General features: G+C 65.0%; 14 protein-coding genes. 5 read left to right on the top strand and 9 right to left on the bottom strand.

All coding sequences use genetic code 11. From position 1 onward, the window contains the following. Nucleotides 1-25 precede the first annotated feature (25 nt). The gene (locus A3M7_RS0131480; protein WP_027547507.1) at nt 26-1,642 is read left to right on the top strand and encodes a phosphoenolpyruvate carboxykinase; all 1,617 of its coding nucleotides are present in this window, start codon (nt 26-28) and stop codon (nt 1,640-1,642) included. Between the two features lie 265 nt (nt 1,643-1,907). Here the strand turns inward: A3M7_RS0131480 and A3M7_RS0131475 are convergent, their stop codons facing one another. The 3 genes from A3M7_RS0131475 to A3M7_RS0131470 all read right to left on the bottom strand — a co-directional run bounded on the left by A3M7_RS0131475 (nt 1,908) and on the right by A3M7_RS0131470 (nt 5,463). After that, nucleotides 1,908-2,723, bottom strand: a complete 816-nt coding sequence (locus A3M7_RS0131475; protein WP_027547506.1) for an acyl-CoA thioesterase II — start codon at nt 2,721-2,723, stop codon at nt 1,908-1,910. A 27-nt stretch (nt 2,724-2,750) separates the two neighbouring features. Beyond that, nucleotides 2,751-2,882 carry a hypothetical protein gene (locus A3M7_RS51095; protein WP_256374902.1) on the bottom strand — a complete coding sequence of 44 codons (132 nt, stop codon included), beginning with the start codon at nt 2,880-2,882 and terminating at the stop codon, nt 2,751-2,753. A 64-nt stretch (nt 2,883-2,946) separates the two neighbouring features. Next, nucleotides 2,947-5,463 (bottom strand): glycogen/starch/alpha-glucan phosphorylase, encoded by a 2,517-nt coding sequence (locus A3M7_RS0131470; RefSeq protein ID WP_027547505.1) that lies wholly within the window; start codon nt 5,461-5,463, stop codon nt 2,947-2,949. Between the two features lie 207 nt (nt 5,464-5,670). Between A3M7_RS0131470 and A3M7_RS0131465 the strand changes: the two genes are divergently transcribed. Further along, nucleotides 5,671-5,904, top strand: coding sequence for a hypothetical protein (locus tag A3M7_RS0131465; protein WP_027547504.1), 234 nt, complete (start codon nt 5,671-5,673; stop codon nt 5,902-5,904). A gap of 64 nt (nt 5,905-5,968) precedes the next feature. Here the strand turns inward: A3M7_RS0131465 and A3M7_RS0131460 are convergent, their stop codons facing one another. Next, on the bottom strand, nt 5,969-6,262 hold the full coding sequence (locus A3M7_RS0131460; RefSeq protein ID WP_027547503.1) for a GIY-YIG nuclease family protein: 294 nt from the start codon (nt 6,260-6,262) through the stop codon (nt 5,969-5,971). A 183-nt stretch (nt 6,263-6,445) separates the two neighbouring features. Here A3M7_RS0131460 and A3M7_RS0131455 point away from each other — a divergent pair, with 183 nt between their 5' ends. Then, nucleotides 6,446-6,877 (top strand): hypothetical protein, encoded by a 432-nt coding sequence (locus A3M7_RS0131455; protein ID WP_027547502.1) that lies wholly within the window; start codon nt 6,446-6,448, stop codon nt 6,875-6,877. A 122-nt stretch (nt 6,878-6,999) separates the two neighbouring features. On the opposite strand, the gene A3M7_RS0131450 is transcribed toward A3M7_RS0131455, so the two are convergent. After that, nucleotides 7,000-7,776: a DUF2865 domain-containing protein gene (locus A3M7_RS0131450; protein WP_198033830.1), complete on the bottom strand. Its 777-nt coding sequence runs from the start codon at nt 7,774-7,776 to the stop codon at nt 7,000-7,002. Between the two features lie 248 nt (nt 7,777-8,024). Continuing rightward, nucleotides 8,025-8,588, bottom strand: coding sequence for an orotate phosphoribosyltransferase (pyrE, locus tag A3M7_RS0131445; RefSeq protein ID WP_027547500.1), 564 nt, complete (start codon nt 8,586-8,588; stop codon nt 8,025-8,027). Nucleotides 8,589-8,772: 184 nt separating this feature from the next. On the opposite strand from pyrE, the gene A3M7_RS0131440 reads away from it, so the two are divergent. Next, nucleotides 8,773-9,399 carry a glutathione S-transferase family protein gene (locus tag A3M7_RS0131440; RefSeq protein ID WP_027547499.1) on the top strand — a complete coding sequence of 209 codons (627 nt, stop codon included), beginning with the start codon at nt 8,773-8,775 and terminating at the stop codon, nt 9,397-9,399. Between the two features lie 139 nt (nt 9,400-9,538). Here the strand turns inward: A3M7_RS0131440 and A3M7_RS0131435 are convergent, their stop codons facing one another. The 3 genes from A3M7_RS0131435 to A3M7_RS0131425 form a co-directional block, all read right to left on the bottom strand. Next, nucleotides 9,539-10,174, bottom strand: a complete 636-nt coding sequence (locus tag A3M7_RS0131435; protein WP_027547498.1) for a LysE family translocator — start codon at nt 10,172-10,174, stop codon at nt 9,539-9,541. A gap of 244 nt (nt 10,175-10,418) precedes the next feature. Next, complete coding sequence (gene polA, locus A3M7_RS0131430) at nt 10,419-13,484, bottom strand: DNA polymerase I (protein WP_027547497.1); 3,066 nt, start codon at nt 13,482-13,484, stop codon at nt 10,419-10,421. A gap of 100 nt (nt 13,485-13,584) precedes the next feature. After that, a complete protein-coding gene (locus tag A3M7_RS0131425) occupies nt 13,585-14,427 on the bottom strand; it encodes a LysR family transcriptional regulator (protein WP_049823780.1) in 843 nt (280 codons plus the stop codon). Between the two features lie 96 nt (nt 14,428-14,523). Here A3M7_RS0131425 and A3M7_RS0131420 point away from each other — a divergent pair, with 96 nt between their 5' ends. Continuing rightward, a complete protein-coding gene (locus A3M7_RS0131420) occupies nt 14,524-15,495 on the top strand; it encodes a quinone oxidoreductase (protein WP_027547495.1) in 972 nt (323 codons plus the stop codon). Nucleotides 15,496-15,497 lie beyond the last annotated feature (2 nt).

Here is a 15,497-nt window from a genome sequence, read left to right as displayed (position 1 = left end):
GTCGCGGGTTCTAGGAGGATATTTCGTGCAAGAGACGGGCGTGCGCAACGGTGCCTTCGGTGCCGACAAATTCGGCTTAAAGAATCTCAAACAGGTTCACTGGAACCTCGGCGCACCGCAGCTTTATCAATACTCACTCTCCGCGGGCGAGGCGGTGCTGTCCGCCGACGGCGCGCTCTGCGCCGACACCGGCGAGTTCACCGGCCGCAGCCCCAAGGACAAGTTCACGGTGCGTGATGCCACCACCGACAAGAAGATGTGGTGGGCCGGCAACCAGTCGATCACCGCGGAGCAGTTCGAGACGCTCTATCAGGACTTCCTCAAGCACGCCGAAGGCAAGAGCCTGTTCGCGCAGGACCTCTACGGCGGCGCCGATCCGGCCTACCGGATCAAGACCCGCGTGTTCACCGAGCTCGCCTGGCATTCGCTGTTCATCCGCACGCTGCTGATCCGCCCCGAGGCGGTCGAGCTGTCGACCTTCACGCCCGAGCTCACCATCATCGACATGCCGAGCTTCCGCGCCGATCCGAAGCGCCACGGCTGCAAGTCGGAGAACGTCGTCGCGATCGACTTCGCCCGCAAGATCGTTCTGATCGGCGGCTCCTATTATGCCGGCGAGATGAAGAAGTCGGTCTTCACCACGCTGAACTACTATCTGCCCGAGCGCGGCGTGATGCCGATGCACTGCTCGGCCAATGTCGGCGCCAAGGGCGATGCTGCGATCTTCTTTGGCCTCTCCGGCACCGGCAAGACCACGCTGTCGGCCGACCCGAACCGCACCCTGATCGGTGACGACGAGCACGGCTGGGGCCCGAACGGCGTCTTCAATTTCGAAGGCGGCTGCTACGCCAAGTGCATCAAGCTTTCGCAGGAAGCCGAGCCGCAGATTTATGCCGCCTCAACGCGCTTCGGCGCGGTGCTCGAGAACTGCGTGCTCGACGAGGACACCCGCGTGGTGGACTTCGACGACGGCTCCAAGACCGAGAACACCCGCTCGGCCTATCCGCTCGACTTCATCCCGAACGCTTCGCGCACCGGCCGCGCGCCGCAGCCGAAGAACGTGGTGATGCTCGCCGCCGACGCCTTCGGCGTGCTGCCGCCGATCGCAAAGCTGTCGCCGGCGCAGGCGATGTATCATTTCCTCTCCGGCTACACTGCCAAGGTCGCCGGCACCGAGCGTGGTCTCGGCAACGAGCCGCAGCCGGAATTCTCGACCTGCTTCGGCTCGCCCTTCCTGCCGCTCGACCCATCCGTCTACGGCAACATGCTGCGCGACCTGATCGCCCAGCACAATGTCGACTGCTGGCTGGTCAACACGGGGTGGACCGGCGGCAAGTATGGCGTCGGCTCGCGCATGCCGATCAAGGTGACCCGCGCGCTGCTGACCGCAGCCCTCGACGGCTCGCTTCGCAACGTCGAATTCCGCACCGACAAGTATTTCGGCTTCGCGGTCCCGACCGCGCTGCCGGGCGTGCCGAGCGAAATCCTCAACCCGGTCAACACCTGGAAGGACAAGGACGAGTTCGACAAGACCGCCCGCGCGCTGGTCGGCATGTTCCAGAAGAACTTTGCCAAGTTCGAAGCCCAGGTCGACGCCGAGGTGCGCGCGGCCGCGCCGGACGTGAAGCTCGCGGCGGAGTAGGTTCGCCGCGTTTGAAATGCAAAAGGGCGGCCGCGAGGCCGCCCTTTTTGTTGGTGCTGGTTTGTGCGCGATAGCGCCAGCTACACATCAGGTGTCGTCCCAGCGAAGGCCGGGACCCATAACCACAGGGAGAAGTTTGGCGAAGACTGGCAGTGAAAAGTCTTCCCACGGTACCACTACCGCCGTTCACCGAGACATCACGCGGTATGGGTCCCGGCCTTCGCCGGGACGACGCTAGGGGGTACCTACTCGCGAAGCGAGAAGCTCACGCCTTGAAATACGCGATCTGCGTCGTGGTCGCGAGCAGCCGTCCGTTCGGGGACCACAGCTCGGCGTTCTGGTCGGCGTAGCTCTTGTGCATGATCTTCGAATCGGCGGTCGCCAGCACGCGCGTGATGTCCTCGGCGGCGAGCTCTTCGCTGTCGGTGTGGAAATAGGTCGTCAGCGACACCGTGCCGAACGGCACCAGCTCGCGCCGCGCGTGGAAGATGCGGCCGAAGAAGGCGTCCGACATCGACATCAGCGACAGCATGTCGAGCCTGCGCGGGGTGCGGTCGCTGATCCAGATTTTCGAATAGGTGCTGGCAAGCTCGGCCTGCGGCGGGCCGATCCGCATCTCGCCTTCGACGAAGCGGAATTCGTACTGGTTGGCCCAGGACGCCGATATTTTCGGGAACGGCAGCGTCTCTTCGAACGGCTTTGCGTCCGGGACCGTCGCCACCCTGTGCTCCCAGGACAGCCGCCGCTCGGCGAACACCGCGGTGGCGAGCGTCGCGACCTCGCCGCCGCCCTGCGACAGTTCGACGCTCCAGTGCTGGCTGGAGCGGTTGGCCTTCACCAGACGCAAATCGAGATCGAACGGGCCCTTGGCGATCGGCGCGCAGTAATTGACGGTGAGGGCCAGCGGATCGCCGGCGGCTTGCGGATGCTCGATCAACGCGCGCAGGATGGTCGCGGCGGTGGCGCCGCCGAACGGGCCGACAAAGGCCCAGTAATCGTCGCTGGTGTGCCCCTGCCAGCTGGAGTCACCGGCCGTGATGCGGGTGGCGTCGTCGAACGGGTGCGGGAGCTTGGCGTGCATCGGAGGTCCTCGGTGTCTCCCCGACCGTCATTGCGAGCGCAGCGAAGCAATCCAGAGTCTTTCCGCGGAGACAGTCTGGATTGCTTCGCTGCGCTCGCAATGACGGTGTGGCCACGGCGTCCGTATCGCCGGCGCCGCCTTGGGGATGATGACGATCATATCATCATCCTCGTCGCGAGATGCAATAACCTCGCAGGTAACGCCGATTTCACGTTGCGGAAAATCAGCCCGCGGCGTCGCGCAGGTTCGGCAGCAGCGGCGTGGTCGGATTGACCGGCACGTTCCAGATCTCCTCGGCATATTCGCGGATGGTGCGGTCGGAGGAGAACCATGCCATGCGCGCGACGTTGAGGATGGAGGCGCGCGTCCAGGCCGGCGCCACCTGCCAGCGTGCATCGACCGAACGCTGCGCCTCGTAATAGGAATCGAAATCGGCGCTGACCATGTAATGGTCGAGATAGCGCAGCGCGTGCGCGATGGATTCGAAGCGGCCGGGGTCGCCGGGCGAGAACTCGCCGGCGCCGACCGCATTGATGGCGCGCTGGAGCTTTGGCGAATTGCGGATCACGTCGGAGGCATCCAGCCCCTGCTTGCGCCGGATCATGACGTCGCCGGCCTCCATGCCGAAGATCGCGATGTTCTCGTTGCCAACATGGTCGCGGATCTCGATATTGGCGCCGTCGAGCGTGCCGATGGTGATGGCGCCGTTGAGCGCCAGCTTCATGTTGCCGGTGCCGGACGCTTCCATGCCGGCGGTCGAGATCTGCTCGGACAGGTCGGCCGCGGGGATGATCACTTCCGCGAGGCTGACATTGTAGTCGGGCAGGAAGACGACCTTCAGCTTGCCGCCGATCGCGGGATCGTTGTTGACGACATCCGCGACGTCGTTGATCAGCTTGATGATCAGCTTGGCGTATTTGTAGCTCGCCGCCGCCTTGCCGGCGAAGATCTTCACCCGCGGCACCCAGTTGCCGTTGGGATCGTCCTTGATCGACTGGTACAGCGCGACCGTCTCGATGACGTTGAGCAGCTGGCGCTTGTATTCGTGGATGCGCTTGATCTGCACGTCGAACAGCGCGCTGGGGTCGACCTTGATGCCGAGCCGCTCGCCGATCAGTCGCGCCAGGGCCGTCTTGTTGTGATGCTTGACGGCGCGGAATTTCTTCTGGAATTCGACGTCGCTGGCGCGCGCCTCGATCAGCGAGAGCTGCGTCGGGTCGTCGAGCACGGCGTCGCCGCAGGTCTCGCGCAACAGGTCGGTCAGCTTCGGGTTTGCCAGCATCAGCCAGCGGCGGAAGGTGATGCCGTTGGTCTTGTTGGTGATGCGGCCGGGATAGAGATGGTTGAGATCGTGGAACACGGTCTCGCGCATCAGGTCCGAATGCATCGCCGAGACGCCGTTGATGCGGTGCGAGCCGACGAAGGCGAGCTGGCCCATGCGCACGCGGCGGCCGCTCTTCTCGTCGATCAGCGAGACCGAGGCGCGGAAGTCGATGTCGCCTGGCGCGCGCGCTTCGGCGAGCGCCAGATGCTGCACGTTGATGCGGTAGATGATTTCCAGATGCCGCGGCAACAGGCGCTCGAACAACTCGACCGGCCAGGTCTCCAGCGCTTCGGGCAGCAGCGTGTGATTGGTGTAGGAGAGCGTGGCGACCGTGATCTTCCACGCCTCGTCCCAGCGGAAATTGTGCAGGTCGACGAGGATCCGCATCAGCTCGGTGACGGCGAGGCTCGGATGGGTGTCGTTGAGCTGCACCGCGACCTTCGACGACAGGCTGCGGAGCTGGCCGTCGGACGACAGATGCCGCTTGACCAGATCCTGGAGCGAGGCCGAGACGAAGAAATATTCCTGGCGCAGCCGCAGCTCGCGGCCCGCCGGGCTCTCGTCGTTCGGATAGAGGAATTTGCAGATCGCCTCGGCGCGCGACTGCTCGGCGCTGGCGCTGACATAGTCGCCCTTGTTGAAGGCGTCGAGCTTCAGCGGATCGGGCGAGCGTGCCGACCACAAGCGGAGCGCATTGACGTGCTGGCCGCGCCAGCCGACGATCGGCGTGTCATAGGCGATCGCCTGCACGGTCTCGCCCGGATGCCAGATCGCGCGGTCGCGGCCCTTGTCGTCGACATGCTCGACGCCGCCGCCGAAATGGATGTTGTAGATCACTTCCGGCCGCTGCAATTCCCAGGGATTGCCGAAGCCGAGCCACTCGTCCGGATATTCCTGCTGCCAGCCTTGGTTGATGATCTGGCGGAACAGGCCGTAATCGTAGCGGATGCCGTAGCCGATTGCGGGGATCGACAGCGTCGCCATGCTCTCCATGAAGCAGGCGGCGAGCCGCCCGAGGCCGCCATTGCCGAGCGCGGCGTCCGGCTCGCATTTGCGCAGTTCGGGCAGCGAGACGCCGAGATCGCCGAGCGCGACCTCGAAGATCTTGAGCAGCCCCATATTGTTGAGCGCATCGGTGAAGAGGCGGCCGATCAGGAATTCGAGCGAGAGATAATAGACGCGCTTGCGCCCCGCGTCGTAGCTGTGCTTCTCGGCCGTGAGCCAGCGATGCACGATGCGGTCGCGCAGCGCGAGCGCCGCGGCCTGGTACCAGTCGTGCCTGGTCGCCATGCCGGCGTCCTTGCCGATGGCAAGACGCAGCTTCGCCAGGATCGCGCCCTTGATCTCGGCCAGCGCGAGCTCGTCGATGGGCTGGCCGGGGGCGGCAAAATTGGGCTGGAACGATTGATCTTGCAAGGCCGTCACTTCCTGGTCGACAGAAACACCACTAACCCTACGCGTCTTGCCTCTGCACCGGAACTGTCGCCGGTGCGGCCGTGCACTGCGCTGGCGTAAATTTATGCAAGGAACGGGCCGATTTGGGAACCCGGACGAGCACGGAGAAGCGTGGATTTGGTGCTAGAATGGCGACCAATTCAGCCATCAGTGTGGAGGAGATGCGCCATGAGACTGCTGATCGAAATCGCCGCCGCGGCGCTGCTCGTCGTCTGCATCTCCGCCTCCAGCGCTGCGTTTGCTGCCGGCAAATCCAGCCGCAGCGCCGACGGTTTGAGCTGCGGCTTCACCGTCCCGCAAAACGCAACGCCAGCCGCCCGCTGCGCCGCAATCAAGCGCCAATGCGGCGGCAAGTTTTACGCCAATGCGTGCGGGGACAGGTTGATATCGGCGGCGAATTGAGGCGGCTGACTTGCTAAGAAGATGGTGTCGTCCCGGCGAAGGCCGGGACCCATACCCACCGCTGTCAGAGAAGATGCGAGAGATCGCGCCAATCCGGATTTTCTTGCTCGATCAAGCGAATCTTCCAGTCGCGTCGCCACTCCTTCAGCGCCTTCTCGCGCGCGATCGCTTCGGATGGCGAAGCATAGGTCTCAACGTAAACAAGTCGCGTCACGCCGTACTTGCTGACGAACTTTGAACCGCGTCCCGAACGATGCAACGAGAGTCGATTGCTGAGGTCGTTACAGACGCCGATGTACAGCGTGCCGTAGCGTCGGCTTGCGAGAATATAGACGTAGTACGCGGCTGGTGCATTCATTGCTGAGCGCCCATTTCCGAAAACGTCGGGCAGCGGTGGTTATGGGTCCCGGCCTTCGCCGGGACGACGTTGTAGAAGCATCGGAACAAATTAAGAACACTTTAGCAAGTCTTTGATATATCATTGTGATTCGGCGCATTGCCGATACAACATCTAGCGTCTGTCCGACTTTGCGAGGACTACATGTCCACCATTGCCTTCGACCAGTTTGCCCTCACCCGCATCGCCGATTTCGCGCGCTCGCTGTCGCGGCTGCATCAGGCGGCGCGGCGCCAGAGGATCGATGACGACCAGTTCGACCGCGAGTTCAACGCGGTGTGCCAGTCGATCTGGGGCTACACCATCGACGACATCAGCGACGATCTGTTCGCGGTCGAGGATCATCTGTTCCTCGACACGCTGGACGAAGCGCATGCGCGCATCTTCGCGGCTGAGCAGGGATATGACCTCGTTGGCGATCAGGGCATGCTGACCGACTGGTGGGGTTTCTGCTGGATGATCCTGGCCGAGAAGCGCGGGCTGCTGACTCAGGAAAACCGCGCCGCCGCACGCGCGGCGATCGAGGAGAAATACCTGGCGGCGCCGAACGTGATCGGGGTGATTATCGGGAGGTGAGGGGCTCAATCCTCATCCTGAGGAGCTTGCGAAGCAAGCGTCTCGAAGGATGAAGGCCGAGCTGCAGCAGCCGGGCCTTCATGGTTCGAGACGCGCGTTCCGCGCTCCTCACCATGAGGATTTCAATCCAGCCCCGCCCGCTTCGCCGGCTTCGCCTGGGTCTTCGGCACCGTCACGTCAGGCAGCGCTTCGCGCACGATCTCGGCCGACGCCGGCGCATCTGCCGCCACCGTATCTGCGCGCACCGGTGCCACCTTCATCTCGCCGAGCCGCGCACGGACCTGTGCGGTGAGGCCGGGATAGGAGGCGACCGGGGTGAACTCCGCGGTCTGCTCCATGCCAAGGCGGACGCCGGTATAGGCGACGAGGCCATCGCTGGTCGCGATCACGTCGCCAGCTTTCAGCGAAGAATCCAGCGCGAGATCGACCGGGGCGAGACCGACCGGCTCGCGGCCGTTGCAGGTGCAGTCGGCGCGCAGCGCCTTGCGATAGGCGAATGCGTTCTCGCTGTCGGCGTAACGCTCGCCGGTCTGCGAAGCAGCGCCGTCGATCGACGAGCCGAAATAAACCTTCGTCGCGGTGGCAGGACAGAACGCCTGACACATCTGGGCGGGCGAGGTGAGGCCGCGCATCAGCGGAAAATATTTGCCGTCGCAGCTGCGGACGCAGAACGCTGGGCCCGAGCCGCCGGCGGCCGCCGCGCGTGTCGGCGGCACATACTGGGCTGCGGGATCCGGCTGGCCGGTGAAGGGATCGGCGTAGGAGTTCGTCTGCTGCGGCACCGCGCGCTGCGGCCGTTGCTGCTGCATGCCGCCGAAGAAGAAGTCGAATAGGCCTTCGGCCGAAACCGGGGCGGGAGCTGCAAGCAGCGGTGCTGCCAGGGTGGCGGCCACAAGCATCGCGCGACGCCGCCGGCGCGCATGGGGCATGACTGTACGCAATGCTAACTCCACCCGACGCTACTGAACCGGCCGGGACCATCAGGTCTCAGCACATGATTCACCCTAATGCAGGATGGTAAATGAGCAGTTGAGCGGAGGCGGATTCAAGTCGAGGCCGTGACCTCTTCAAGGCCAGGCACAGCTTCCGGCGGATCGTTGCTTCCGGGCCACGCCCGGGCATGGACGGCCGGGACTGTTTCGCGGCCTCAAGCCTTCAAAAACTCCGACGCCTTGTACAGCGAGCGGAACGGCAGGCCGGCCGCGCCGAAAGTGTCGGTGGCGCCTTCCTCGCGGTCGACCATGGTCAGCACCAGCACCACCTCGGCACCGGTCTCGCGCACGGATTCCACCGCCTTCATCGCCGAGCCGCCTGTCGTGGTGACGTCCTCGACGATCACGACGCGCTTGCCCTGAAGCGTCTCGCCCCTGGGCAGGCCTTCGATCGCGAGCTTGGCGCCGTGCTCCTTCGGCTTCTTGCGCACGAAGAACGCCGCGATCGGATGGCCCTTGATCCAGGAGATCTGCGCCAGCGCGCCGGCGAGGGGCACCGCACCCATCTCGAGCCCGCCGATGAAATCGAGATTGTCGTCCTTCAGCGCCTCATAGGTCAGCTCGGCGAGCAGCGTCGCGCCTTCGGGGTCGAGCATGGTCGGCTTGAGGTTGAAGTAGAAATCGCTCTTGCGGCCCGACGCGAGCGTCACCTCGCCGCGGCCGAAGGAGCGCCGGCGGATGATTTCGAACAGGCGGGCGCGGGAGGCTGATTTCGACACGGCGGTCCCTCGGGAGCGTTTTTGGAAGTGGCGGAATTTATCCGCGACGGCGGCGACATTCCAGAGGGGACCGGCCCAGTCAACAGGGATCGGCCGACGATCGGCCATCCCGGACCGCCGGTTGTGGGGCCGCAACCTTCTGGAGTAGGTGAGGGCTCATGCCTTTTGGGGAAGGAAACGACGCATGACCATCGAGCTGCACACCTGGAACACGCCGAACGGCCGCAAGATCTCGGTTGCGCTGGAGGAGATGGGGCTGCCCTACAAGGTGATCCCGGTGAACATCACCAAGGGCGAGCAGATGGCGCCGGAGTTCCTGAAGCTCTCCCCCAACAACAAGATCCCTGCGATCGTCGATCCCGAGGGGCCGGACGGCAAGCCCGTCAGCATCTTCGAATCCGGCGCGATCCTGCTCTATCTGGGTGAAAAGACCGGCAAATTCCTGCCGAAATCGCTTGCGGGTCGTATCCCGGTCTACGAATGGCTGATGTGGCAGATGGGCGGCTTCGGCCCGATGCCGGGTCAGGTGCACCATTTCATCGCGCTCGAGAACGAGCAGGACCGCGCCTACGGCCTGAAGCGCTTCATGGCCGAGACCCGCCGGCTCTACGGCGTGCTCGACCGCCGGCTGGCGGACCGCGACTTCGTCGCCGGCGACCTCTCGGTTGCCGATTTTGCCATCCTGGGCTGGGCCTGGCGCCACCCTCGCCACAAGGTTGAGCTGGCGGATTTCCCCAACGTCAAGCGCTGGTACGAGGCCCTGATGGCCCGGCCTGCGGTGAAGCGGGGAATGGACGCGAAGCTGGATTGATCGAGGAAGCTGTCATCGCCCGCCTTGTGCGCACTCGCGCACTGGGGCGGGCGATCCAGTATCCAGAGGCGGCGGTGATTGAACCGAGAGGCCGCGGCGTACTGGATGCCCCGGTCAAGCCGGGGCATGACAGTGTGCCTCACACCTTCCGCGCTTCCACCGCCATCCTGACCGCAAGCCCGGCCAGCACCGTGCCCATCAGCCAGCGCTGCACCAGCATCCAGCTCGGCCGGTTCGCCAGGAACAGCGCGATCGAACCTGCCGCGAGCGCGATCATCGCGTTGACGCTGACGCTGATCGCGATCTGGATCGCCCCCAATACCACCGACTGCGTCAGCACGCTGCCGGCTGCGGGATCGATGAACTGCGGCAGCAGCGCCAGATACAGCATCGCGATCTTCGGATTGAGCAGATTGGTGACGAAGCCCATCGCGAACAATTTGCGCGGGCTGTCGATCGAAAGCGTCTTCACCTGGAACGGCGAGCGCCCGCCGGGCTTCACCGCCTGCCAGGCCAGCCACAGCAGATAGCCGGCGCCGGCGAAGCGCAGCGCGTCATAGGCAAAGGGAATGGCGAGCAGAAGCGCCGTGATGCCGAACGCCGCGCACAGCATGTAGAACACGAAGCCGAGCGCCACGCCGCCGAGCGAGACGATGCCCGCGGCGGGCCCCTGCGTGATCGAGCGCGAGATCAGGTAGATCATGTTCGGTCCCGGCGTGAGCACGAGGCCGAGGCAGACGAGGGCGAAGCCGAGCAGGGCTGGGGTGTGGGGCATGGGTGAACCGGTGCGGGAGACGGCACGGTTCTAATATGCGCCGCGCGGTGGTGCCATCACGCAATTGCTCGGAGGACAATTGGATTCCGCCTCACCTCCGGTGTCGTCCCGGCGAAGGCCGGGACCCATAACCACGAAATCGAGTTGGGCGAGGACTGCCAACTAACATCTCGCGCCACAACTTCTCCCTGGGGGGTATGGGTCCCGGCCTTCGCCGGGACGACACCTGAGATGAAAGCCGCCTCTAATGCGCCTCGTCCCAGTTGTTCGCTGCACGCGCATCGACGTGCAGCGGCACCGAGAGCAGCACGGCCGGGAACGGCGCGTCCTGCATGACGTGCTGCACGACCGGCAGCGTCGCCTCGACCTCGGCGTCCGGCACCTCGAAGATCAACTCGTCGTGCACCTGGAGCAGCATCTGCGCCGAGAGCTTCCTCTCGGCGAGTGCGTCCTCGACGCGCGTCATGGCGCGGCGGATGATGTCGGCGGCGGTGCCCTGAAGCCGTGCGTTGATTGCGGCGCGCTCGTTGAAGGCACGCACCGAGGCGTTGGAGGCCTTGATGTCGGGATAGTGGCACTTGCGGCCGAACAGCGTGGTGACATAGCCGTGGCTCCGGCAGAAATCCCGCGTCTCGTCCATATAGGCGCGGATACCGGGGAAGCGCTCGAAGTACTTCTTGATGTAGGCGGAGGCCTCCTCGCGCGCGATGCCGAGCTGGTTGGCGAGGCCGAAGGCCGAGATGCCGTAGATGATCCCGAAATTGATCGCTTTCGCGCGGCGGCGGATCTCGCTCGGCATGCCCTTGATCGGCACGCCGAACATTTCCGACGCGGTCATGGCGTGAATGTCGAGCCCGTCGCGGAACGCCTGCTTCAGCACGGGGATGTCGGCGATCTCCGCCAGCAGCCGCAATTCGATCTGCGAATAGTCGGCTGAGACGAGCTTGTGCCCGGGCGTCGCGATGAAGGCGCGGCGAATCTTGCGGCCGTCCTCGGTGCGCACCGGGATGTTCTGCAAATTCGGCTCGTTCGACGACAGCCGGCCCGTCGTCGTCGCGGCCAGCGCGTAGGTCGTGTGCACGCGATGGGTGTGCGGGTTGACGTAGGTCGGCAGCGCGTCGGTGTAGGTCGATTTCAGCTTGGAGACCTGGCGCCACTCCAGAATCTTCTTCGGAAGGTCGTGGCCCTGCTCGGCGAGCTCGTCGAGCACCTGTGCGGTCGTCGACCATGCGCCGGTCTTGGTCTTGGTGCCGCCGGGCAGGCTCATCTTGCCGAACAGGATGTCGCCGATCTGCTTGGGGCTGCCGACATTGACCGGCTCGCCCGCGATCTCCTGGATCTCGGCCTCGACGCGGGCGGCGGTCTGGGCGAAATCGCCTGACAGCCGCGACAGCACCTGGCGGTCGATCGAGATGCCGCGCCGCTCCATGCGCGCGAGCACCGCGACCAGCGGCCGCTCCAGCGTCTCGTAGACCGCGGTCATGTGCTCGGCGATGAGGCGCGGCTTCAGCACGCGCCAGACGCGCAAGGCCATGTCGGCGCCTTCCGCCGACAGCGGCGCGGCCTTGTCGATCGGCACCTGGTCGAAAGTGATCTTGCCCTTGCCGCTGCCGAGCAGCTCGCCCTCCTTCAGCATGGCGTGGCCGAACCAGCGCTCAGCGAGCGACTCCAGCTCATGCGAGCCGCGGCCGGCGTCGAGCACATAGGAGATCAGCTGCGCGTCGTCGGTGTTGCGCAAGGTGATGCCGTGCTGCGCCAGCATGACGGCGGTGAACTTGACGTCGAAGCCGATCTTGAGAATGCCTGATGATTCCAGCACCGGCCGCAACGCGTCGATCGCGTCGGCATGCTTGACCTGATCGGGCGCGAGGCCGGCGTCGAACAGGCCGGCGCCACCGCCGGACTGCTTGTGCGCCAACGGCACGTAACACGCATCGTTCGGCCCCAGCGCCAGCGCCACGCCGCAGAGATCGGCTTGCATGGGATCGATGGAGTTGGCACGGATCTCGATCGCGACATGGCCGGCATCGTGGATGCGCGCAATGAAGGCGTTCAATTCGGCGAGCGTCTTGATGGCCTGGTACCTGGCGCGCTCGACCGGAAGCTTGCGCAGCGCCTCTTCGCGCGCGGCGGCGAGCGAGATCGGCGCGCCCTTGATGCTGGCCGACTTGTCGCCCTTGTCGCCGCCCGTCGCGGTCGCGGCGGGGGTGGCGAAGAGATCGCCGGAGGCCTCGGACGGTTTTGCTTTCGCCGCGCCGTCGCCGCCCCTGGCGCCGCTGCTGTTCGACGCATCGGCATCGACATTCGCCGGATCGATCTGCGAATAGTCCGCGACGCGGCGCGTCAGTGTCGTGAATTCCATCGCCTTCAGGAACGCGATCAGCTTGCGCGCATCGGGCTCGTGGACGGCGAGGTCGTCGAGCGGCACCTCCAGCTCGACCTTGTCGTCGAGCAGCACGAGCTTGCGGGAGATCCGCGCCTTCTCGGCGTTCTCGATCAGCGCCTCGCGGCGCTTGGGCTGCTTGATTTCGGTGGCGCGGAACAGAAGCTGCTCGAGGTCGCCATATTCGACGATCAGCTGCGCCGCGGTCTTGATGCCGATGCCGGGCACGCCGGGCACGTTGTCGGTGGAATCGCCGGCAAGCGCCTGCACCTCGACCACCTTCTCCGGCGGAACGCCGAACTTCTCGATCACCTCGGGAACGCCGATGCGGCGATCCTTCATGGTGTCGTACATCGTAATCTTGTCGTTCACGAGCTGCATCAGGTCCTTGTCGGAGGACACGATGGTCGTGGTGGCGCCGCGCTCGGTGGCCTGCCGCGCATAGGTCGCGATCAGATCGTCGGCCTCGAAGCCGCCCTGTTCCAGGCAGGGCAGGTCGAAGGCGCGCACGGCCTCGCGGATCAGCGCGAATTGCGGGATCAGATCGTCAGGCGCCGGTGGCCGGTGCGCCTTGTACTCGGGGTAGATCTTGTTGCGGAAGGTGACTTCCGACTTGTCGAACACGATGGCCAGATGCGTAGGCCGGTTGTCGGCCGGCATGTCGCGCAAGAGCTTCCACAGCATGTTGCAGAAGCCGAGCACCGCGTTGACCTGAAGGCCGTCCGACTTGCGGTTCAGTGGCGGCAGCGCGTGATAGGCGCGGAAGATGTAGCCGGAACCGTCGACCAGGAAGATGTGGTCGCCCTTGCCGGCCGCCTTCGCCGCGACCGGTTTGGCAGCAGCTGGCGCAGCGGCCTTGGTCTCGCCGGCTTTGGGCGCAGCCTTGGTGTCAGCTTTGGCGGTGGTCTTCGGGGATGTCTTGGGCATGGCCGCAATGTATGAATTTTTGGGGCAAAAGACAGCCTCGACAGGTCGCAATTTTGGTGACTCGCACAGACAAATCATGGCAACGGCATGGGCCGCGAGATCAGGGCAGGCAGCCTTCGATGAAATTCGCCACCGCGCGCACCGCGGGCGTGCGGCGAAAGTCGCGATGGAGCACGAGCCAGACCTCGCGCCCCACAGGTCGCCCGCCCGTGTCATAGCGCTCCAGCAGCGGATCCGCCTCGCCAAGGAATTTTGGCAAGACCGCAAGCCCGATTCCGGTCCTGGCGGCTGCCGCCTGGTTCTCCAGGTCGTTGGTGCAAAGCACGATCTCGCGTGCACCGGCGAACCGCTTCAGCCATCGCTGCTGGGGAGCTTCGTCCATGCTGGCGTCGTAGGCGACGAAGGCGAAGGCATGCGGGGGCGTCGCCTTCAGATAAGCGGGCGAGCCATAGAGGGCGAACTCGAAATAACCGATCTTGCGGGCGACCAGCCCCGGCTGCGTTGGACGAGACAAGCGAAGCGCCAGATCGGCCTCGCGGCGATTGAGCGAGGCCGTGCGCTTCTCGCCGATCAGCTTGATCCTGATGCCAGGATATTGTTGTCGCAGACGGATCAGCTTCGGCGCGATCAAGAGGTTGGCCAGCGAGGGCGGCGCGCTGATCGCGATCTCGCCGCCGATCTCCGATTTTGAGGCCAGCGCGGCGCGCTCCACTGCAAACGCGGTCTCCGTCATCGGAGCTGCGATCTTGGCGATGCGCTTGCCGTCCTCGGTGAGTTCATAGCTGCGCGGCCTGCGGTCGACGAGCTTGAGCGACATGGATGCTTCCAGCGCGGCGACGCGGCGGGCCACGGTCACGTGGTCGACGTTGAGGCTCCGCGCCGCGGCGGACAGGCTGCCCTCACGTGCCAGCGCGAGGAAATGCTGCAGATCGGTCCAGTCCATTGCGCAAATTCTCACAAGCATGTCTCAGTTATGAGCAGTTTCGCAGATTCCCGGATCATTCCATAGTCCCTCCGCTAGTTGATAGGAGGACAGGACATGGTCGTGATCGTGAGGTTGAAGGCGCCCGGTGGCGTAGAGCAGCTTGAACTGGCGAGCGCCGATCTGCCGCCGCCGGGCCGCGGTGAAGTCCGGCTGCGGCAGACAGCGATCGGTGTCAATTTCATCGACATCTATCAGCGCATGGGCCTCTACGCGCTGCCACCCGAGCGGATTCCGGGCGTCGAGGCGGTCGGCGTCGTTGCGGCGCTAGGCTCCGAGGTGGCCGGCCTCGAGATCGGGGATCGCGTTGCCTATGCGGGTGCGCCGGTCGGCGCCTACGCGTCTGAACGCAACTTGCCGGCCTGGCGTTGCGTGAAGCTTCCCGCCGCCATCCCGGATGAGGCGGTCGCGGCGGCTTTGGTCAAGGGAATTACAGCCGACATGCTGCTCACTCGCGTTTTTCCCGTCGGCCGTGGGACGACAATTCTCGTTCACAGCGCGGCAGGCGGGCTCGGGCAGTTGCTGACCCGTTGGGCCGACAGCCTCGGGGCGACGGTGATAGGGACGGTCGGCTCGCCGGCGAAGGTCGAAACCGCCCGTGCTGCCGGCGCGTCTCATGTGATCGTCGGACGGGACGCCGATTTCGCTGCAGCCGTCGCCGATCTCACCGCCGGACGTGGCGTCGATGTCGCTTATGACGGCGTCGGCGGGACGACGTTGCAGAAGACCCTCGGCTGTGTGCGGCCATTCGGCGTGGTGGCGAGCATCGGCCAGTCAGCCGGGTCGATCCCGCTGCTCGACGTCAACGAGCTCGGGCCGCGGCGCAGCCTGATGTTGGCGCGGCCGAGCGTGATGGCCTACATGAACGATGCCGGCGAGTATCGCCGTTCTGCCGAGCGGGTTCTTGCTGCAATGGCCGACGGTGTGCTCCAGTTGACCGGCAGAGCCTACAGCCTGCGGGACGCCGCGCTGGCGCAGGCTGATCTCGAAGCCGGTCGCACGACGGGGGCCTTGTATATGAAGCCTTGACC

The sequence above is a fragment of the Bradyrhizobium sp. WSM2254 genome (assembly GCF_000472645.1).
In the GTDB taxonomy this organism is placed as follows: Bacteria; Pseudomonadota; Alphaproteobacteria; order Rhizobiales; family Xanthobacteraceae; genus Bradyrhizobium; species Bradyrhizobium niftali.
Note: the sequence above shows the minus strand (reverse complement) of the source record. Positions and strands in the feature narration are given on the sequence as shown.